The organism is Nostoc sp. CmiVER01 (assembly GCF_034531135.2).
GTDB lineage: Bacteria > Cyanobacteriota > Cyanobacteriia > Cyanobacteriales > Nostocaceae > Nostoc.
In genome coordinates, this window is record NZ_JAVRBU020000001.1 from 418,541 (window position 1) to 439,100 (window position 20,560).

The window sequence follows — 20,560 nt, forward strand, 5'->3', positions numbered from 1 at the left end:
TTAGCCCCTAGTCCTATAGCTTTACTGCTTCAATGACGTTTATTGGTAAAGAAGTGGGAACGATGCGAGTGAGTTTGAAGCCTGCTGATGCTAAAAGCGATCGATATTCGCCTTCAGTGCGTTCGCATCCACCTGTCATCACCAGCATATTCAGGTCGATAAGCTTGCCAAAGGATGAGGATGGGTTATTACCAGGGGTAATTACTTGTTCAAAAAGCAAGAGTTTGCCATCTTCTGGCATCGCTTGATGACAGTTCTTCAGAATCACAAGGGATTTTTCATCATCCCAGTCATGAATGATGAACTTGAGCAGATAAGCATCACCACCAGATGGTACTGATTCAAAAAAGTTTCCTGCAATAGTTGTGCAACGATCTGCAAAATTTTCTCCTTGCAAGCGAGGTTTTGCATTCTCTATCACCTTCGGTACATCAAAGAGAATGCCTTTGAGTTTTAGATTAGCTTTGAGTATGGTAGTAATTAAACTACCCTGTCCGCCTCCGACATCCACCACAGTGTTAAATGAAGAGAAATCATAGTTATTTATAATTGCTTCTAGTACTGTAGCGGTCACATTGGTCATTGACCGATCAAAGAGTTTGCCAGCTTCAGGATTTTGAGCGTAGTAATCCCAAATATTCATGCCAGCGACGTTATCAAAAGCAATTTCGCCAGTTTTGACGCTGTGTAGCAGGTTTCCCCAGCCCAAGTAATGGACTTGTCCCAGTTCGGAGATTGCAAAAAAACGTAAAGAACCAGGAGTATCTGTTTGCAAGGTTGCCGCTAAGGGCGTTAAGGCAAAGCGGCGGTTTTCATCCTCAGCAAATATACCCACACTGGCAAGGGCACGCAGTAAGCGGTAGAGAGATGGTGGATGCGTTTCGGTGATTGCAGCCAGTTCCTCGACAGTTTTGGGTTGTTCTTGGAGGTAGTCGGCAATACCAAGCTTTGCAGCGATATAGATTGCCTGTGACACCCAAAAGCCAGAAATCATTTGTAGCATGGCAATGGGTGGAGGTAGTTCAGCATTAAAGGTTACATCTATTTGAGTCATATTGATTGATTTTTTCCTTTGTTTAGTAATAACGAAAGTCCGTTAAAGTCTTCATCCCCACCTTGATTTTGTGTTGACACAGGTAACGAATGCCCTGCTCTACTGCTAACAGTACCTCCAAGCTCGGCAGTAAGCGTAATCGAGTTATAATGACACAGCACAAATGGCATAAACTTGTAAACCAACGGGTGTCTGAATAATCACAGATTCTACACCAAATACTTGGGCGATCGCATTCGGTGTTAGAACTTCTTCAGGTGTACCAACTTCCCAAATATGACCCTGTTTTAATAATGCAATGCGGGAACTATACCGGGCCGCTAAATTGAGTTCGTGTAAAACTGTGATAATAGTTAATCCCTGCTGCTGATTCAGTTCTTTAAGCAGTTCTAATAGTTGCAATTGATAGTTAATATCTAAAAAAGTTGTCGGTTCATCTAATAGTAAAACTTTTGGTTCTTGCGCTAGTGCTAGAGCTAAAAAAGCTCGTTGCCTTTCACCACCTGAGAGATGTTCGATTAAGCGATCGCTAAATTTTTCTAATTGCGTTTTTTCAATTGCAGCTTCCACTTTGCCCCAATCTTGGGCGGTTAATTCCCATTGCCACCAAGATTGATGTGGTGTGCGTCCTAAGCTTACTAATTGTCGCACTGTTAAGCCAACAGGAACCGTTTGTTGTTGCGGTAATAATGCCAGTTTCTGTGCAACTAGATTTGGGGGCTGAGAGTGAATTGCTTTGCCATCAAGTAGCACTGTTCCCTGCTGTGGGGAGAGAATACGACTCAGCAATTTGAGTACAGTAGATTTACCTGAGCCATTAGCACCAACTAAACTCAACCATTCTCCTGTTTGCAGAGTGAGATTAATATTTTGAACAATTGGTACTAATGTGTAACCGCCTGTGAGGTTTTGCAGTTCGAGTGGCATTTCAAATATTCAAAAATTAGAAACTTAATTTTACAGTGAGTTGATTATTTAGAAAGCTTTTCACTCTGTCCCCAATTCACTGGGCAACGGGAGCAATGCGATTTTGTGAGGTGGGCAAGCAGGGGAGGCAGGGGAGGCAGGGGAGGAAAAATAAATTAAGTGTATTTTGAAGTATTTATAGTAGCGCATGTTACTAAATTCTCTCTTTACTCTCCCTGCTCCCCCTGCTTCAAAAAGCGATGATCTCACATTTTCGCGTTGCTCCATTGGGCAACTTTATCAGGAGACACCCCTTCACTAGTTGCCCAAGTAGCAAAGGTGTGACGTGTCTTACAGGGTTTAAGGGAATAGGGCAACGTGTCCTTACTTATTGCCGCACAATAAGCCAAACCGAATTAACCCACGCTGATAACCGCGACGCATTAATCCCAGTGATAATGCCCCTTGGATGGTAGTCCAACCAGCATTTAGTAAGCCCCAAAAGGCTTGGGGAGTGAATGCGGAATCAATCACCACGTTCCAAAAAGGGGCAACAGCAGTTGACCAATCGGCGGTGCGGATATTATGTAATGGTAGTTGATGTGCGATCGCTTCGTACTCTGGCAAAGAAATCACATAAGGCAAACAATACACCCGATAAATATCCTGCAAATGCTTTTCCTCATCCGCCGTTAGTGGCAACTCATCAGTTGATCGATGACACCAAGTCACCATAATTAACTTGCCACCAGGCTTCAATACTCGGTAGCACTCCTGGAGAAACTTGGTTTTATCTGGCATGTGTTCACCGCTTTCTAGCGACCAAACCAAGTCAAAAGAATCGTCAGCAAAGGGCATTGCTTGAGCATTTGCGACTTGGAATTCTGTTCTCAAACTCAAATTAGCTTCCATTGCGCGTTCCGTTGCTCTGGCGGCTTGTACAGGACTCAGTGTAATGCCTGTAGCCTTAGCATTAAACTTTTGTGCTAGGTATAAAGAACTGCCGCCAATACCACAACCCACATCTAGGATATTGTCTGCGGTTTGTACCCCTGCCCAATTCAGCAGTTCTTCGATTAAATCAATTTGAGCCTGACGGCGGTCTTTTTTCTGGGTGCCATCAACGCCGTAATAGCCGTGGTGCATGTGTTCGCCCCAAATCTGTTCCCACAGACCAGAGGAAGCATCGTAAAATTGCTGAATTTGCTGGTAAAGTGTTGCGCTCATGAAAAAAGCTGTGTTAAGACAAAGCCGAATTTAAAAAAACATACACATTAGGCTACCATGTGTGTTTTTAATTAAAATAGGTCTTTTGGTTTGCAGGGATCATAAACTCCGGTTTTTCTTCTCTAGAAAATTTTACTGACTTTATCTTAATAAGCTGCCTTTGCTCTCATTTGCATACCGGATGTTTCCTGGATGCCTAGCATGATTAAGTTTTTGAATTTTAAATAATTATGACTGTTGCTCGCACAATTTGTTTGGGATTTATGGCTGTCATTGCTGTGGGCACTATCCTGTTGATGATGCCTTTTTCAGTTAACAATGGTACGTGGAATAACCTGATTGTGGCGCTATTCACATCTACATCCGCAGTTTGTGTCACAGGCTTATCAGTAGTTGATCCTGGTACTTATTTTTCCTTTTGGGGTCAGTTGTTTATTGCCCTATTAGCTCAGATTGGCGGATTGGGCTACATGACAACTACTACATTTCTGATTTTGCTCATTGGTCGAAGGTTTGATATGCGGCAAAAAATAGCTATTCAACAAGCTTTAGACCGACCGGGGATGAGTGGTAGCGCCCAGGTTATTCGTTCAATTATTGCCACAACTTTAATTTTTGAAATTACCGGGATATTCTTACTCTTACCAGCTTTTGTTCCTGAATATGGATGGAGCAAAGGACTGTGGTTAGCAATTTTTCATAGTATCAATGCTTGGAATAATGCTGGTTTTAGTTTATTTAAAGATAACTTAATCAGCTACCAATCATCCTTCTTAGTAGTCTTCACTATCACAATGTTAATTATCTTTGGGGGAATTGGGTATCAAGTAATTTTGGAAATGTACCTCTGGTTGCGCGATCATATTTTTAAAAAATCTATTAAAAACCAAATATTTTCTCTAGATTTTAAAGTTGCAACCAGCACAACTGTTATATTATTATTAATAGGATTTGTTGCATTTTTTTGTATAGAAATCAGAAACCCTGAAACTTTTGGTTCTCTAAATTTAAGCGGCCAGATATTAGTAGCTTGGTTCCAATCAGTTACTCCTAGAACTGCTGGTTTTAACACCATCGATATTGGCAAAATGACCAGTGCTGGTCTATTTATTACGATTGCACTAATGTTTCTTGGCGCAAGTCCAGGTGGTACAGGAGGAGGATTGAAAACAACAACCTTGAGAGTGTTGACTAGTTGCACTAAAGCTATTCTCCAGGGGAAAGAAGAAGTTTTATTGTATGATCGCAAAATAGCAATATCTTTAATTTTGAAAGCTGTGGGTGTGTTGGTGGGTTCAGTCGCGGCCGTAATTTTAGCTACGATTTTAATAAGCCTCACAGATCCAACATTAGATTTTATTCAAATTTTGTTTGAAGTAGTATCAGCCTTCGCCACTGTAGGACTTTCTACAGGCATTACAGCAAGTATTTCTACAACAGCAAAACTCATCTTAATTGTCACGATGTACGTTGGACGAGTAGGTATTTTACTTCTGATGTCTGCTGTACTAGGAGATCCACGCCCTACCAGAATTCACTATCCTGAAGAAAATTTACTCGTGGGATAGTTAGAAAGAGGGTAAGTAACAAGAAGTGGGGAGGAGAATAATTTTGACAACTAACAACTGCTAATGACTAATGACTAAACTGATAACATATACATTTGAAGGCAAAAAATAAAATTTTTAATTCAAGCGGTATAACCGTTTTTTGCCCTAAATACAGGGAGCCATAATAAGGATAACAACGGTGAATCTGTCATCATTAAGTTTTTTTCGCAGTTTACGTAAAGATAACCACCAATTTGCTGTAATTGGGTTAGGTCGCTTTGGTAGGTCTGTATGTTCCACGCTGCACAATTTTGGTTATCAAGTACTGGCAACAGATATTGATGAAAAACGAGTTTCAGAAGCATTAACTGAGGGAATCGTTGGTCATGCTTTGCAACTAGACTCTACAGAATCAGCCGCACTCAAAGAAGCTGGAATTTTTGAATTTGATACTGTAATTGTAGCGATTGGCAACTACGTTCAGGAAAGTATTATAACTACCCTAAATGTGAAAGAGGCTGGTGTACCCCACGTCGTAGCCAAAGCTTCTAGTGAAGTTCACCGTAAACTGTTGCGGCGAGTAGGAGCAGATCATGTTGTTTTTCCTGAGTATGAAGCTGGTTGTGCCTTAGCGCGTACACTTACCAAACCAGCAATCTTAGATCGGTTTGATCTAGACCCAGATAACAGCATTGTAGAGTTGATTGTACCTGATGAATTTCACGGCAAAACAATTACTGAGCTTCAACTTCGTAACCGCTACGGGTTAAATTTGCTAGCAGTGAGCCAGGATGGTAAATTTATAATTAATCCTGACCCTACAAAACGTTTAGAGCGTGGATCGGCAATGGTAGTTATTGGCTGCAACAAAGATATCAATCGTTTGCCGATTTAAAAAAGTTAGGAGTTGAGAGTTAGGAGTTAGGAATTATTAACTATCAAGAACCTATCCCACTAATAATATTTGTGCTACAAAGCTTAAGTTAATTGAGAACTGAAAACGAAAAATCAAGGTTTTCAAGCACATTTTACGAAAAGAAGTAGAGATTTTTAGAATAGTGGGATAGGTTCAAGGAAAATAAAAGCGCCAGTTTCCAGAATTGATGCTAAATTCTGACGCCTGGCGTATGACTTGTTTTTTTATTTCTAACTCTGAGTTTTTTATTGTCCAGGACTTGTTAAAATAGGCTGGAATTCAATTGAGGCAGGCACATTGCCAGGGTTCGCTGGAGTTTCTGGTTGATTTGGCATTTGTCGCTTAAGTGTTTGTATTAAATTATTTGTAGTAGCTGTTTGACTGGGTTGAGGCTGCTGTTGTCCAATTTTCTGGGCAATTTGCTGCATTAGCTGCTTAATTTTTTCAGCTTGTTCAATATTCCCTTGCTCACGATACTTGTTATGGGCATAGTTCAAGACTCTACTAGCTTTTTTGATGTCGCCCTGATTATATAAAGTGACTCCCAAGTTATAGTAGGCTGAGGCATTTTTCGGATTTAGGCGAATAGCTTGCCGATAAACGGAAATAGCCTCATCAGCTTGACCATGAATTGCTAGCAAATTTGCCATATTGTTGTAAGCTGTGGCATTTTTAGGATCTAGCTGCAAGGCTTGGCGATAACTGGCGATCGCAGGCTCAATTTGACCTTGTTGTTGCAAGGCGATCGCTAAGTTAAAATAAGCGTTGGCGTTACTGCTATCTAGATTAATTGCTTTTTGGTATGCTGCGATCGCATCCTCAAGCTGCCCTTGTTCATACAACGCCAAACCCAGATTATACAGCGCTGCTGCCCTTGTGGGATCTATCACAAGACTTTGGCGGTAAGCTATAATTGCTGCCTCTTTTTCTCCTTGTTGGTGCAACACTAACCCTAAGTTGTAATAAGCTTCGCTAAAGTTGGGATTAGCTTTAATCGCCTCTGTATATTCTTGTAAAGCTACATCTAGGCGATTTTGCTGCATAAATATATTACCCAAAAAATTTCGGGCTGCTGCAAGACTTGGATCTAGCTGCAACGCTTGGCGAAAGGCATATTCTGCACCTTGTAAGTCTTGGCGGTTATAGCGCGTGACTCCTTGCTGAAAAAAGCTCGCTGCCTCAAGATTTTGAGAAACTGCGGTTTCTGCTAGCACCTTACTTTCTGGAAAATTAGTAATTGCCGATGCAGCCAAGACTAAAAACGCAGAGGAAGCAAACAGAAGTTTGAGCAAAGATTCTTGCTGAACAGGGCTTCGGTGAAATGTCACCTGAAATAACCAATGTAACCACTGTTCCAGTTGAGATTTTTTAGACATGAGTGGTAGACCTGTACTTATGCTTGGATCGTTATAAGTCAGAGTACCCACCACAGCATGAGAAATTACAAATCAAAAACACCCTTATTAATAAATAAATTTAAACTAACTGCTCTTTTACTTTTACGCCATCTCTCTTGACTATATAAGCTGGAACACCGACAACAACACAATTTTTGGGAACATTTTTGACTACAACTGCATTCGCACCCACTTTGACATTATCATCTATAGTTATTTTACCAATCACTTTTGCTCCTGCACCGATGCTGACATTGTTACCAATTATGGGAGATCCCTTAGTGTTATAGCCGATTGTCACCTGTTGGCTAACCGAGCAATTTTCACCAATACTTTCTGCTGAAATTACTGTACTGAATCCATGTTGAATAAATAGCCCAGAACCAATATTAGTAGAGTAAATAAAAAGCGATGGACATGGTTTATATAAAATTTTGAAAACCTGCGTCAGAATAAAGCCAATCGTGTCATCCTGCTTAATTCTGTGATAGTAAATATTTCTAAATTCTAGATATTTAGAAAGAAAATATAGCAAATTAACCCAGTCTGCACTAGATTCCTTCTTATCATCAAGTCTCTTTATCCATTGATTTACATCTAAAATAATTACCTCTTTATTTTTACTTAAGAGAAACAAGATGAGCATGGGAGCAGTTAGGATCTGTCGAATAGTTTGGGCAAACTTAATTATGAAATCACGCATAACCTGACCTCACACTGGATATGATTATTATCTAAACAAATTAAAAGTTGCTGTTGTTCAGCAACTCTAAACATAATATCCTGAAACTCTACAGTTTCATACTTGAACGAAATTATGGTCTTCGGCAGAGTAGAAATCTAGTTTTGGAGATTAATCAATCGGTGTTCTTGATAGCTGACGGTAAAATTAGCATTGCATCGCCGAATGAATAAAAGCGATATCCAAAAGCGATCGCTTCGTTGTATATATTCAATAACCGTTGTCTGCCAATTAGCGCACTTACCAACATCAGCAAACTGGAACGCGGCAGGTGAAAATTAGTAATTAAACCATCTACCACCCGCCATTGATAGCCGGGATAAATAAACAGGTCTGTTTTGCCGCAAAATGGTTGTAAATTCCCAGATTGAGCCGCCCCTTCTAAGGCCCGTACTGCTGTTGTTCCTACAGCAATAATTCGACCACCAGCTGCTTTAGTAGCGCGGATTTGCTCTACTGTAGCGGCGGGGACTTCAATCCATTCTTCGTGCATCTGGTGGGTAGTTACATCCTCCACTTCCACAGGGCGAAATGTCCCTACACCAACGTGTAGCGTTATAAAAGCTTGATGGATATTGCGATCGCGCAACTTTTGTAATAATTCTGGGGTAAAATGCAACCCTGCCGTCGGAGCTGCGATTGCTCCTGGTTGTTTAGCATAAACTGTTTGATACTGCTCATCAGCAGCTTCTGAGGTAGTGATGTATGGTGGTAGCGGCACTTCACCAAATACCTCTAACAGTTGCACCAAAGATTTTCCCTCTGGCACATCGAATTGCAACAAACGCCCCCCGGTTGCTGCGTCTGTTTCTAGAACCGTAGCCGTGAGTTGGGGACTGGAGACTAGGGACTGGCGACTGGGGACTAGGGAAGAATCTTCCCAATCCCCAATCTCTAATCCCCAACCCCCAGTTCCTCCTTGCCTTGCTTCAAAAATAATCTTCGCTCCCTGTTTGAAGCTTTTTCCCGGCTTAACTAAAGCTAACCAACAGTTATACTGCCGCTCTTCCAACAGCAACACTTGGATTTTACCACCAGTGGATTTATGACCATAAAGCCGCGCTGGAATGACTCTTGTATTGTTCATGACCAACAAATCATTAGAGCGCAGCAGTATAGGCAAATCGCGGAAAATGTGGTGCAAGGGTGGTGTTTCGATGCCCGTAGTCGGAGAATCAACTACCAGTAACCGTGAGCTATCTCTAGGAACTGCTGGGTTTTGGGCAATGAGTTCTGGAGGTAATTCGTAGTCATAGCCAGCTACCGAGCAATCTAATTCAAAATCTTTTTCTTGTGGGCGAGAGGTATCTTTCAAATTGGCTTCTACTAGTTTTTGGTTTATTTAGTATTTATACTCTCTTAAAAAAGCTTGTTTGAGCTTTCCCTTATATTGGAACTTTAAGAGATTTTCGTTTAGTTTCATCACTTGACTATAAGATGGGTACTATTAGGTAACACGGAAAAATTAACAAAAAAATTGGGTAAACCTCCCCATCAAAAAAGGGGGGCTTTTACCCTACCGGGAACAGGCAATGATTGACGAATATATATATGTAGGATTGGCTTTGATCCCAAGCACCAACAAACATGGAATACTTGTACTATCTGGCAAATGCCAGTCTAACCCTGAGGGTCGTTCAACACCTGCACGCTAGACCTCAGACACCAGTTTCTTTCGTCACCGTAATTCATCAAATTGATGGCTGGGTGGTTAGGATCAAACTCAAAGGTCAAGTCTCGCCCCAAGAAGATGGCGACTTTCGCGCTTTTCTAAATGAATTAGGAATTAGCTACGAACCGCCAATGAGGGTGCAGATGGCACTTTGGAGTTTGGAAGCCGGACAGTGCCCTGTGGACGTGATGCGTCGCTATCAGGTTGCGATCGTCTCTCATGGTAACCCAGAGAGAGATGAAATTGAAGCGTTCCGGCAACAGTTTGTCCGGGGCTTAGGCTACTGTCCAGAAACTTTGGCGTAATCCTATTTGGTTGTAACGCCACTACAAAATTATTGGTCATTGGTAATCAAAATATTTTATCGATTACCGATTAACCATTATCAATTAAAGAGTCGAAAGCTGCCAGAATGTATTCTTGCAGCTTAAACTTATATCCGGCAGCTGATGAAGTAGCTAAAGCTTCTTGGCTTGCTGTAACCATAGTCAGATTTTTTGATATCCTTTGACAGTAGACAATAGCAACATCAAATCGACAAGAATAATCTGCCTTCTCAGGGTACTGGGCTAAAAACATTCCAGCCGTCCGCGAGATTTTTGCTTGCTTTTGTGGGGTGATTGCGCTTCTTCCCCCTGCATCCCAACTACCTGAACTGCGGGTTTTGACTTCCACAAATGCTAGTAATGAGTGGGGAGTGGGGAATGGGAAGTGGGGAGTGGGGTATTCTTGCCTGCTGTCCTGCTCTTTCCCAGTTATTCCATGATATTCAGCAATAATATCGATTTCTCCCCAGCGACTAGAAAAGCGACGATGGAGAATAATCCAACCTGTAGATTGTAACCATTGGGCTACTAGGTCTTCTCCTAATTCACCAATATCTGGATAATGAGATGGAGGAAGGTTAGCCATTGACTAAAAATATCATGAATTCTATGAATTCTAGGTTAAGCGATGCTTGGGGCGGGCTACGCCTACGCATAACAGGTTCTAAGCAAAACTCATGCCGTACTGAGTTGGGGCACAAGTGTAAAACAGACCATAAGATTTGGGCAAGTATACTCAGCTTATTCCTTTGGGGAATAGTTGGCATCACCGCAACCGTCGGTTTTGCTCCCACAGCTTTGGCACTTGAATATAATAAAGAAATTTTGGTTGACGCTGATTTCTCAGGGCGTGATTTAACAGATTCCAGCTTTACCAAAGCTAATCTCCGCCAGAGCAACTTCAGCCACGCTAATTTGCAGGGTGTGAGTTTCTTTGCAGCAAATTTAGAGTCTGTGAATTTGGAGGGAGCTGATTTGAGAAATGCCACTTTAGACTCAGCTCGTTTAGTTAAGGCAAATTTGACAAATGCACTGTTAGAGGGTGCTTTTGCTGCTAACGCCAGATTTGATGGCGCAATCATTGACGGGGCAGATTTTACCGATACGCTGCTGCGTTCAGATGAGCAAAAAAAATTGTGCAAACTTGCCAAAGGAACTAATCCTATTACAGGACGAGATACGCGTGATACGTTATTTTGTCCTTAGTATTTTTTAGCTAGGAATTGGGAATTGGGCATGGGGCATGGGAAAGAGGACTTGGGGACAAGGGGAAAGACTTGTTGGAAGCTCTAAACTTTTGTCACCTTGTCCCCTTGTCCCCTTGTCCCCTCTGCTCACTCTGCTCCTCTTCCCCCATTCCCCATTCCCCACTCCCTACTCCCCATTCCCCATAATATATTGAGCAACTACCAACCACTAGCACCAATCTTTTGACAAACAATTTTCATTCCTTTGCCTGGTGAAGAACTTGCTACAAAAGGGATTTCTCCTTTTTCTTGATCCTCTTCAAGTAGCTGTCCTTCTGGCCCGTAAATCGCAATGCGATTGCGAAACAGCCGCGATTCTTTGCAAGAGGCATCAAAGGTAGTCTCGAAGACGCCATCACCGTAAATCCCGTAAAGCTTGTATGTGGTGCCCTTAATAGTTTCCGTGTCTAGAGCTACGCTGTTTCCCAATTTATCATGCCCTACAGTGACATATCTTTCTGCATCTTGAGCGAACGCACTACCATTGCTCAACAAAATAGCGATCGCTCCCACCATGCCGCATATCTTAAAATACATACGCTTTAAAAATATCAAGATTTCATATATTTCTACCCGCAATTAAACTAGTTCTGGCACTGTAGAAGCACTGAAATCAAGATAGAGCGAGGTATTATACTACTGAGTAATACCTTATGAAAAGTGTAAAGCACTAAGTAAATAGCTGTAATACTTGTCAAAGTATGAGTGAAACACTTGCTGATATTGCCATACGTTGTACACAATGCAAGAGTTACTGAGTCCAGCACTATACAAAGTATTTACGTAAAACAACCCGAAATGACTTGCATTGAGCAATCGAATAAGAGATGCTAAAAATAGCATCTTGTAAACTGTAGCGCTTGGTAATAGCAGAGTGCTAATAAAGATTAAACAACCGCAAAATTCTTTTCGGTTAACGATAATCCAGCAGTAACTAAAGCAAATTGTACCTGAGTAAACTTAGACGCACTGCCATCAAGGTCAAAGAACAATCCACCAGTAGCGCTGTTGTAGATAAATCGCTCTTCACTACTAGTTGCAGATGTTCCGAGGGTAAACAGACTTGTCTCAAGTGTACCTGATGATAACCCACCACCAAAGCCAGCAGCTGATATCTGAATCAGTTCATTAGTCGCGTTGAAGTCATAAATAGTATCAATACTTTCATTGAAACTATTGAAAGCAAAGGTGTCAGTACCAGCTCCTCCAATTAGGCTATCATTGCCTTTGCCACCTGTGAGGGTATCATTGCCATTACCACCTGTAAGTGTGTTTTTACCAGACGCACCAGAAGCTGTAAGATAATCATTGCCTTCGCCACCAGCGAGGAGATTATCGCCTGATGAATAGTCAACAATCAAGCGATCGTTACCTGCACCACCGTCGAGCGTGTTATTGCCAGAGACAGTATAAACTCCGTATGAGGAGTATAAAGAGGCTGAACCAGAGGCATCAAGAGAATCATTGCCATCGCCACCAGAGAGTAGGTTATTCCCTGATGAATAGTTAGTAACTAAGTTATCATCACCAGCGCCACCATTCAGGCTGTTCTTACCAGAGACAGCATCAAGATAAAACTCGCCTCGGTAGTCGTTGTAGTCGCCAGAGATACTAAGAGAATCATTCCCATCGTCGCCAAAGAGCAAATTATTACCATTTGAATGGTCAGTACTCAAGTAATCCTGACCTGCACCGCCGAAAATCGTATTATTCCCACCTGCCCCATTTATCGTATCGTTACCATTGCTCCCCACTATAGAATCATCGTACTCTGTACCTGAGATATTTAATTGTTCGATATTTTTGTAAGTAACGTGATTCGTGCCTGCTGTAATGGAGCCAGTGTTAGTAACAGCATCGAATGTCGAAGTAATTCCGTCGCTAGTAGTATAATTATACAACGACAACAAATCGTTACCTAGCCCTCCATCGATGGTATCGTTGCCGCTATTACCCCCGTGGAGCGAATCGTTGCCATTGCTCCCCACAATCAAGTCGTCGTAGTCTGTACCATAAATATTTAATCCTTCGATATTCTTGTAAGTAACGTGACTCGTGCCTGCTGTAATCGAGCCAGTGTTAGTGGCAGCATCGAATGTCGAAGTGATGCTCTCGGTTGCACTATAGTAATAGAACGATAAGTAATCGTTACCAGCACCGCCATCTATTGTATCTTTTCCACTAACGCTTCCATCTATTGTATCATTGCCACTGCTCCCCACAATCAAGTCATCGTACTCTGTACCTGAGATATTTAATCCTTCGATATTCTTGTAAGTAACCTGATTCGTGTCTGCTGTAATCGAGCCAGTGTTAGTAGTAGCATCGAATGTCGAAGTAATTCCCCCAGCAGCATAGATATACGAGACTTTCAAGAAATCGTCACCTGTCCCTCCATCTACTGTCTGAGTTACTGAGTTAGAGGGGGAAGTATATAGAACCAAAGAGAAGGAATCATTGCCATCGCCTCCAGAGAGTAGGTTATTGCCAAACGTGGCATCAAACCTTCCAGAGTAGTCGTAGTAGCTAGAGACAAAGAGAGAATCATTGCCATCGCCTCCAAAGAAGAGGTTATCGCCGCTTGAATAGTTAGCAATTAAAGTATCGTCACCAGCACCACCGTCGAGGGTGTTATTGCCAGAGGTGTCAAATCCGTACCTGTCAGAAGCGTAGCTAGAGGTACTAAGAGAATCATTGCCATCCCCACCAAAAAGCAGGTTATCGCCTGTTGAATAATCAGCACTTAAGATATCATCACCAGCACCACCGTTGAGGGTGTTATTGCCAGAGGCGGCATTGGTATTTCCCCCGTCGTAGTCGATGTGAGTCCCAGAAGTGGAGAGATTATCATTGCCATCGTCCCCAGAGAGCAGGTTATTACCTGTTGAAGAGGTAGCACTCAATTGATCGTTACCAGCACCACCGTTGAGGATGTTATTGCTTGTTGAATAATTAACGTTTAAGTCATCGTTACCTTCACCGCCAAAAATTGTATCATCACCATAACTTGGATCGTTTCCACTACTGCCCCCAAAAAGATAATCGTTGCCATTAGTCCCCACAATTAAGTCATTGTAGGTTGTACCTCTGATTTCTAATCGTTCAATATTTTTGTAGTTAACCTGATTCGTGCCTGCTGTAATCGAACCAATGTTAGTGGTTGCATTGAATGTCGAAGTCATTCTCCCCGTAGCATTGGTATAATACCCTTGTAAAAAATCATCACCTTTCCCTCCATCTACTGTTTGAGTTACTAAGAAAGAGGGGGCAGTGGATGAAGCCCTCAAAGAAAAGCTGTCATTGCCATCTCCACCAAAAAGCAGGTTATTGCCTGTTGAACCCTCAACACTCAAGTAATCGTTACCAGCACCACCGTTAAGGGTGCTATTGCCTGTTGAATCGTCAGCATTCAATACATCGTCACCAGTACCACCAACGAGGGAGTTATTGCCCGTACCACCAATTAGGGTATCTTTCCCTGCACCACCAATGAGAGTATCATTTCCCGTACCACCCCGTAGCAAGTCGTTGCCACTTTTGCCGTCGATTTTGTCATTACCGCCCTGACCATTCACTACATCATCTGAGTTATCTAAACCCGTAATGTTGTTGGAGAGGTCATTGAGGAAAGTTACCGTGTTTTTGCTGTTCAGTTTAGTTTTAGTGGAGTTGGCATCAAAGACATCAAAACTGTCGGTAATACTAGTTTGCCCATTAAACAGGATATTGCCAATCGCTGGTGTTGCACCAGTTGCTTTCTGGTTCTCCAAATTTTCTAATTTGAAGTTTTGCAGAATGACTATGGTTTCACCTACCCCTTCAAAGGCAATTTCCAAATTGCTGCCATTCTGGGTAAGCAGCAAATTTTCGGCACGAAAGAAGTCATAGCCCTCGAATTTTAGGGTGTCCACTTCGGCAATGACTGCTGCTGTTGGGTTTGTTCTTTTACCGACGCCACCGAAATCGGTGATGGTATCAGTGCCGTTGAACACGTCAACAAATTTAAACTTATCCTTGCCACCACCACCAGTCAAAGTATCGTTGCCATTAGTAGCTGTGATGGTATCGTTACCTGCAAGACCGTTAATCGTATCCGCTAACTCGCTGCCGACTAGCGTATCATTACCTTTGGTTCCAATTATATTTGCCATAACTTTTACTATTTAAATCAATTTTTTCAGGAACTTAAGTTGTCAATTTGCTATAAGTGCTATTTTCGGGCACCAAAATCCGCCTCAAGGGTGATACTTGCAGTATAATCTAATACACTAATTCGATATTTACTGAAATTTTTGGTTTCGGTTTAGGAGTGTTATTGAGCCAACCCTCTTGCATTTAACAGAGGTTGATTGAGGAATTATGCAAGAGCCGAAGAATCGTTTCTTCTAAGCTCGACTTTATCCATTTTTTTACAACACTTAAGCTGACGCTAAAACCTTTGTAGGACAGTAGCTTTACTTTTTCGATTTCAGGGTGAATCAGTGAGATGGATAAAGTTTTTGCCAAAAAGCTAGGGTTTTTGCTCTATAAGGAGAACCAAGTTATTAATTTTGATAAAGCAGCTAAAGATATTAGACTTCTTGCATAAGTCGGGAACTGGGGTTGGGGGAAGGGGAAAAAGTTCTGTATCGTCCTTTTCCCCTTTAACCTTTACCCTTTTCCCATTCTTGCAAATAGCACTTTTGCAAGAGGTCTATTGATAATGATGCTGAGAAAACTGACTTCTCAAGGAATTCAGCAAAATATTGACTCCCAAGTAAAAAGAAACCTAGAGGGGAGCAACGCGATCATCTTCCAGCTAGCTAAAAAAGAGCGATCGCACTCCACCAAGGTAAAACTGTACCTCCAAATTTATCTCACACTCTTAAACCATTCAGTAATTCCCTGAGCGATCGCATTTGCCGTTTTCTTTTGTACCTCTGGGTTGACTATCTGCTCAAATTCATCGGGATTACTCATAAAACCCAATTCCAGCAACACTGATGGTGCAGCAGTTGGACGTGTCAGCGCCAGATTATCCCAAAACACCCCATAAGAAGGTTTGCCAACTTTTTTAACTACATATTTCTGTAAATACATTGCTAGGTTGTGGGCTTGGGGTTGATACCAAAAAGCAGCGAATCCTTTGGTTTTTTCGGCATCGCCATCATCGGGTAAGGAATTGTGGTGTATCGAAATAGCGATCGCAGGTTCTTCTTGACTAATAATTGCTTGACGTTCTGCTAGAGAAAGTTCGCGATCGTCCTCCCGTGTCATCACTACCGTTGCTCCTCGCTTCACCAACTCATCCCGCAGCAACTTGGATACCACCAAATTTAAATCTTTTTCTAAATATCCAGTTGGGCCACTGGCACCAGTTTCTTTACCTCCATGCCCTGGATCTAGTACAATCTTGAGATTAGCTAAAGGCTTGCGTCTTGTGTTACCAATTTTCGGCGGATGACGCAAAGCCAAAACCAGGGTTGTACCGTCGTATCTCAGCTTATATCCCCACTGTTGAGCTTTTTTGAGGTTAAAGGTGTATTTTACTTGTTCTGGAGCCTCCTGTTGCCAATCTAGGCGAGAAATTAGAGGGTCATCATCCAGACGAATAATGTCCGTTTGGGCAGTGGTATTGTAGAGAGTGAGAGCGATCGCACCCTCACTTTGTAGCACGCTCACAGGTACGGGAACTTGTAAGGGGAAAACTATCTCTGTCGCACCAGGGAGTTGACGGTATCCGACACTGCGAATTATTGTCTGTGGCGGAACTGCACCAGGGAGAATGCGGGTTTCTTTACTATTAATCCAAGCGCCATAGTCTAGGCGCAGCCATTCACCTTCTCTACCTGTTACTGTTGCGCGTGTGCCTTTGGGCAGTGGTGTAAGTCGGGAATAATCGGTGCTTGGGCCAGTGCGAGCAACGCCTGACTCTACTGTAACCTCAGAAACTGGCAACTCTGCTCTTGAAAGGATTTGAATTTTACCAGTCCCTGGTTGAGTTATCGTCTTGCCATTGAGTGTCAGTTGAAATTGAGGTTGTCCCAAATTGGCGGCTGTTGCCACAGTGGTGCAACCTTTATAATTGCCTACGCTAGACTGGGCATAAGGCTGATTTTGCCCTGTCAAAGCTGCCAAATTATTTGGTAGTTGTGCCTGTTGAGGTTGGGGTGGAAGGGCAATAGTTTGATTAGCCAACTTGACAGATACGCTAGCGTTAGGGGGTGCGATGGCGCTAAAACAAATTAGCTCTCCCGGTAGTCTGGCAATGTCAACTGCGGGAGCCAGGGAATCTTTAGCAAAGGCTAACCCCTGTGGTAGCTCAGGATCAGTGGGAAGCCTTGTCACTTTAATCTGGAGTTCTTGATTGTCGTGACGCACAGTAAAAAGATTTTCCCCCAATTGCAAGGGGAAACTAGGGGAAAAATGACCAGCTTTGCTGCGGGTAATTGGCTTACTATTGATCAAAACCTGACCATCTGGTGGTGCAGTTCCCAGAAAGAAGATTTTTTGGGAACTTGTCTGGTAGCTTGTTTCGGGAAAAACGACTTTAAGAGATGGCTCTGCCAGTGCTACAGAGGAGGTGACAATATAGCCTAATATTACTAATCCTAAAAGGTTTTTCACAAGCTCAATCACTGAAGATTACACCACAACAACTGTGGCACAATGACGGGATGTATTTTTAGAAGTTGTTAAAAATTCAAACTAGTATGACTAAGTTTATTTTTGTAACTGGGGGCGTAGTTTCCAGTATTGGTAAGGGCATTGTAGCAGCAAGTCTAGGGCGTTTGCTCAAGTCGCGCGAATATTCCGTGTCGATTCTCAAACTTGACCCTTATATCAATATCGATCCTGGCACAATGAGTCCCTTTCAGCATGGGGAAGTATTTGTTACTCAGGATGGTGCAGAAACAGATTTGGACTTGGGGCATTACGAACGCTTTACCGATACCTCAATGTCGCGTTTGAATTGTGTAACGACTGGCTCGATTTACCAGGCAGTTATCAATAAAGAGCGGCGCGGAGACTACAATGGCGGCACAGTACAGGTTATTCCTCATATTACTAATGAAATAAAAGAACGGATTCTGCGAGTTGCTAAAAGTACAAATCCATCTGTAGTAATTACAGAAATTGGCGGTACGGTGGGAGATATTGAATCACTACCGTTTTTGGAAGCAATTCGCCAGTTTCGCAAAGAGGTAGGAAGGCAGAATGTGCTGTATATGCACGTAACTCTGGTGCCGTGGATTGCTTCTGCGGGTGAAATGAAAACGAAGCCAACACAGCATTCAGTTAAAGAACTCAGATCCATTGGCATTCAACCAGATATTTTAGTTTGTCGGAGCGATCGCCCCTTACCCAAGGGATTAAAGCAGAAATTGTCTGGATTTTGCGATGTACCGGAAGAATGCGTCATCACCTCCCAAGATGCCAAAAGTATCTATGAAGTACCCCTAAATCTAGAACGGGAAGGAATGGCAGAACAAGTGCTGAACTTGCTGCAAATGGAACAGCGCCAACCAGATTTGACGCAGTGGCAAACCTTGGTACAACGGTTACATAGTCCCAAGCATGAGCTAGAAATTGCTATTGTTGGTAAATATGTGCAGTTAAGTGATGCTTATCTATCTGTAGTAGAAGCATTAAACCATGCGGCAATTTCCACTTATGGCAAACTGCGCCTGCGTTGGGTGAATTCAGAAAATTTAGAAACCCAAGCGCCCGAAACTTATCTTGAGGGTGTCGATGGCATAGTTGTACCAGGAGGTTTTGGGGTTCGGGGGGTAGATGGCAAAATTGCCGCGATTAAATACGCCCGCGATCGCCAAATTCCCTTTTTGGGTTTATGCCTGGGTATGCAATGTTCTGTAATTGAATGGGCCCGGCACGTAGGGGGATTAACAGGTGCTAATAGTGCTGAATTTGACCCTCATACATCTGATCCAGTAATTAATTTATTGCCAGGACAGCAGGAAGTGGTGGATTTAGGGGGTACAATGCGCTTAGGGCTATATCCTTGTCGTGTTCTTCCTGATACACTAGCTTTCAAGCTTTATCAAGAAGATGTAATTTATGAACGACATCGACATCGGTATGAGTTCAACACTGCTTACCGCGATTTGTTGTTAAAGTCTGGCTATGTAATCAGTGGTACTTCTCCCGATGGACGCTTAGTTGAAATTGTGGAATTACCCAAGCACCCATTCTTTCTTGCTTGCCAATTTCACCCAGAATTTCAATCACGCCCCAGTAGCCCTCATCCTTTATTTAAAGGATTTATTCAAGCAGCGATCGCTCTTTCTCTTTCAACTTTAGGTACACCAACACCATTGGAGGTTTCATAAAAATTGATAATTAATTGCAACATTACCTTAAGGCTTCAGTAGACTTGGATATACAGGGTGCATCATTGGTAAATTTCGGACTTGGGGAGATGTTGTGGCGTACTGGGTGAAAATCCTTTACGAAAGGAGAGAATATGTAGTGAATTTTGAACGTGTCCATGCTTTTTGTTATGAACTGAACGGCAGGGTTACTTTTTGGTTACCCGATAGTGCCATTCCGATAGTGATTAACCCACAAAATAGCTTGGAAGATTATCAAAAGATCCTCAATTATTTAGAATGTGTGACTGGATTGGAATTAGATCATGCCCACTGGGTAAAAATCTATTACGATAAAAACGAATATGTAATTAATCTCAACTGCATCAGTTCTTTTTGTCATGAACCGAATGGCAGGATAACTTTTTGGTTGCCAGATGGCACTATTCCCATCATCATCAACCCTGTGAGTAATCCTGAATCTTATGAAAAAGTTGTAAAATACGTTAAGAAAGCAACTGGATATTCTTTGTCTTAGTATTACAAATTACAAATTACGTTATCGTAGCGGGGCGTAGCCCATTACGAATTACAATTAATTCTCCAAGGCGCTTTAATACACTAAGTACTTGGTGTAGTTCTGAATCACGTTCAATTGATAGCGCATAAGAACGTGCATACCAAGGATGTTCTTGTTGAATCAATTTAACAAAAACAAATTCTCTACCGTTGATTAGTAAACCAAAAGTTGGTTGTTCAGGATTTGGACAATCAAGCATATATGCGAGTGCTTGAGGTAAGGCTGTCATCACATCAAATTTACTGCTTTTAGATTCGATGACAAGTACCCAAAAACGTTTTTGGATGACAAGAACATCAATGTTTCCTTTAACGATAAAACTCTCGTCTTCAGCAGAAATCTCAACAGAAGTCTCGGTTTCAATCTCAAAAGGAGGTTGATAAAATCCAGCTAAATCGAGTAAAGGAGATAGCACTACCATCTTTACTGCCTCTTCTGACATTAGACGGTGCTTATTCAAGTTTAAATAGTTACTTTTTACTCGCGCCATCGCTTGCTTTTCACCATCAGTCAGAGTTGGTAAATTTTCTGTCCACTCTGGAAAAAAGTTGATGTCTGTGGCAAGTTGCAAATTAAATTTTTCTTCTAATTCGTAAAGACTGATATCTCTAGCTGAGATTGTTTGAACCATCAT

At 42.1% G+C, this 20,560-nt stretch carries 18 protein-coding genes; 7 read left to right on the forward strand and 11 right to left on the reverse strand.

Going from position 1 to position 20,560, the window contains the following annotated elements; translation table 11 throughout:
- Window positions 1-13: 13 nt before the first annotated feature.
- The 3 genes from RMZ43_RS01520 to RMZ43_RS01530 form a co-directional block, all read right to left on the reverse strand.
- On the reverse strand, window positions 14-1,054 hold the full coding sequence (locus RMZ43_RS01520; RefSeq protein ID WP_322654162.1) for a methyltransferase: 1,041 nt from the start codon (window positions 1,052-1,054) through the stop codon (window positions 14-16).
- A 144-nt stretch (window positions 1,055-1,198) separates the two neighbouring features.
- Complete coding sequence (locus tag RMZ43_RS01525) at window positions 1,199-1,981, reverse strand: ABC transporter ATP-binding protein (RefSeq protein ID WP_322654163.1); 783 nt, start codon at window positions 1,979-1,981, stop codon at window positions 1,199-1,201.
- A gap of 363 nt (window positions 1,982-2,344) precedes the next feature.
- Window positions 2,345-3,187, reverse strand: coding sequence for a methyltransferase domain-containing protein (locus tag RMZ43_RS01530; protein WP_322653321.1), 843 nt, complete (start codon window positions 3,185-3,187; stop codon window positions 2,345-2,347).
- 230 nt (window positions 3,188-3,417) lie between these two features.
- On the opposite strand from RMZ43_RS01530, the gene RMZ43_RS01535 reads away from it, so the two are divergent.
- Together RMZ43_RS01535 and RMZ43_RS01540 are read left to right on the forward strand one after the other, a co-directional pair.
- Window positions 3,418-4,755 (forward strand): TrkH family potassium uptake protein, encoded by a 1,338-nt coding sequence (locus tag RMZ43_RS01535; RefSeq protein ID WP_322653320.1) that lies wholly within the window; start codon window positions 3,418-3,420, stop codon window positions 4,753-4,755.
- Between the two features lie 181 nt (window positions 4,756-4,936).
- Window positions 4,937-5,632 (forward strand): potassium channel family protein, encoded by a 696-nt coding sequence (locus RMZ43_RS01540; protein WP_322645848.1) that lies wholly within the window; start codon window positions 4,937-4,939, stop codon window positions 5,630-5,632.
- Window positions 5,633-5,898: 266 nt separating this feature from the next.
- Here RMZ43_RS01540 and RMZ43_RS01545 read toward each other — a convergent pair whose 3' ends face one another.
- The 3 genes from RMZ43_RS01545 to queA all read right to left on the reverse strand — a co-directional run bounded on the left by RMZ43_RS01545 (window position 5,899) and on the right by queA (window position 9,107).
- Window positions 5,899-7,029, reverse strand: coding sequence for a tetratricopeptide repeat protein (locus RMZ43_RS01545; RefSeq protein WP_322653319.1), 1,131 nt, complete (start codon window positions 7,027-7,029; stop codon window positions 5,899-5,901).
- 100 nt (window positions 7,030-7,129) lie between these two features.
- Window positions 7,130-7,753, reverse strand: coding sequence for a serine O-acetyltransferase (locus tag RMZ43_RS01550; protein ID WP_322645850.1), 624 nt, complete (start codon window positions 7,751-7,753; stop codon window positions 7,130-7,132).
- Window positions 7,754-7,907: 154 nt separating this feature from the next.
- Window positions 7,908-9,107 (reverse strand): tRNA preQ1(34) S-adenosylmethionine ribosyltransferase-isomerase QueA, encoded by a 1,200-nt coding sequence (gene queA, locus RMZ43_RS01555; RefSeq protein WP_416212430.1) that lies wholly within the window; start codon window positions 9,105-9,107, stop codon window positions 7,908-7,910.
- 272 nt (window positions 9,108-9,379) lie between these two features.
- On the opposite strand from queA, the gene RMZ43_RS01560 reads away from it, so the two are divergent.
- Window positions 9,380-9,769 carry a hypothetical protein gene (locus RMZ43_RS01560; protein ID WP_322645851.1) on the forward strand — a complete coding sequence of 130 codons (390 nt, stop codon included), beginning with the start codon at window positions 9,380-9,382 and terminating at the stop codon, window positions 9,767-9,769.
- 70 nt (window positions 9,770-9,839) lie between these two features.
- Here RMZ43_RS01560 and RMZ43_RS01565 read toward each other — a convergent pair whose 3' ends face one another.
- Complete coding sequence (locus RMZ43_RS01565) at window positions 9,840-10,376, reverse strand: YraN family protein (RefSeq protein WP_322653318.1); 537 nt, start codon at window positions 10,374-10,376, stop codon at window positions 9,840-9,842.
- Window positions 10,377-10,399: 23 nt separating this feature from the next.
- Between RMZ43_RS01565 and RMZ43_RS01570 the strand changes: the two genes are divergently transcribed.
- Window positions 10,400-10,996, forward strand: coding sequence for a pentapeptide repeat-containing protein (locus RMZ43_RS01570; RefSeq protein ID WP_322645853.1), 597 nt, complete (start codon window positions 10,400-10,402; stop codon window positions 10,994-10,996).
- 200 nt (window positions 10,997-11,196) lie between these two features.
- Here the strand turns inward: RMZ43_RS01570 and RMZ43_RS01575 are convergent, their stop codons facing one another.
- Both RMZ43_RS01575 and RMZ43_RS01580 read right to left on the reverse strand, forming a co-directional pair.
- Window positions 11,197-11,574, reverse strand: coding sequence for a hypothetical protein (locus RMZ43_RS01575; RefSeq protein WP_322653317.1), 378 nt, complete (start codon window positions 11,572-11,574; stop codon window positions 11,197-11,199).
- A gap of 350 nt (window positions 11,575-11,924) precedes the next feature.
- Entirely contained in the window at window positions 11,925-15,188 is a 3,264-nt protein-coding gene (locus RMZ43_RS01580) for a beta strand repeat-containing protein (protein ID WP_322653316.1), read from the reverse strand.
- 551 nt (window positions 15,189-15,739) lie between these two features.
- On the opposite strand from RMZ43_RS01580, the gene RMZ43_RS01585 reads away from it, so the two are divergent.
- Window positions 15,740-15,925 carry a hypothetical protein gene (locus RMZ43_RS01585; RefSeq protein WP_322653315.1) on the forward strand — a complete coding sequence of 62 codons (186 nt, stop codon included), beginning with the start codon at window positions 15,740-15,742 and terminating at the stop codon, window positions 15,923-15,925.
- On the opposite strand, the gene RMZ43_RS01590 is transcribed toward RMZ43_RS01585, so the two are convergent.
- A complete protein-coding gene (locus tag RMZ43_RS01590; protein WP_322653314.1) occupies window positions 15,889-17,643 on the reverse strand; it encodes an N-acetylmuramoyl-L-alanine amidase in 1,755 nt (584 codons plus the stop codon). The two genes, RMZ43_RS01585 and RMZ43_RS01590, sit on opposite strands and share 37 nt — an antisense overlap.
- Window positions 17,644-17,729: 86 nt before the next feature.
- Between RMZ43_RS01590 and RMZ43_RS01595 the strand changes: the two genes are divergently transcribed.
- Window positions 17,730-19,367, forward strand: a complete 1,638-nt coding sequence (locus tag RMZ43_RS01595; RefSeq protein WP_322653313.1) for a CTP synthase — start codon at window positions 17,730-17,732, stop codon at window positions 19,365-19,367.
- 94 nt (window positions 19,368-19,461) lie between these two features.
- Window positions 19,462-19,884: a hypothetical protein gene (locus RMZ43_RS01600; RefSeq protein WP_322645857.1), complete on the forward strand. Its 423-nt coding sequence runs from the start codon at window positions 19,462-19,464 to the stop codon at window positions 19,882-19,884.
- A gap of 16 nt (window positions 19,885-19,900) precedes the next feature.
- Here the strand turns inward: RMZ43_RS01600 and RMZ43_RS01605 are convergent, their stop codons facing one another.
- Window positions 19,901-20,557 (reverse strand): type I restriction endonuclease subunit R, encoded by a 657-nt coding sequence (locus RMZ43_RS01605; protein WP_322646018.1) that lies wholly within the window; start codon window positions 20,555-20,557, stop codon window positions 19,901-19,903.
- Window positions 20,558-20,560: the final 3 nt, after the last annotated feature.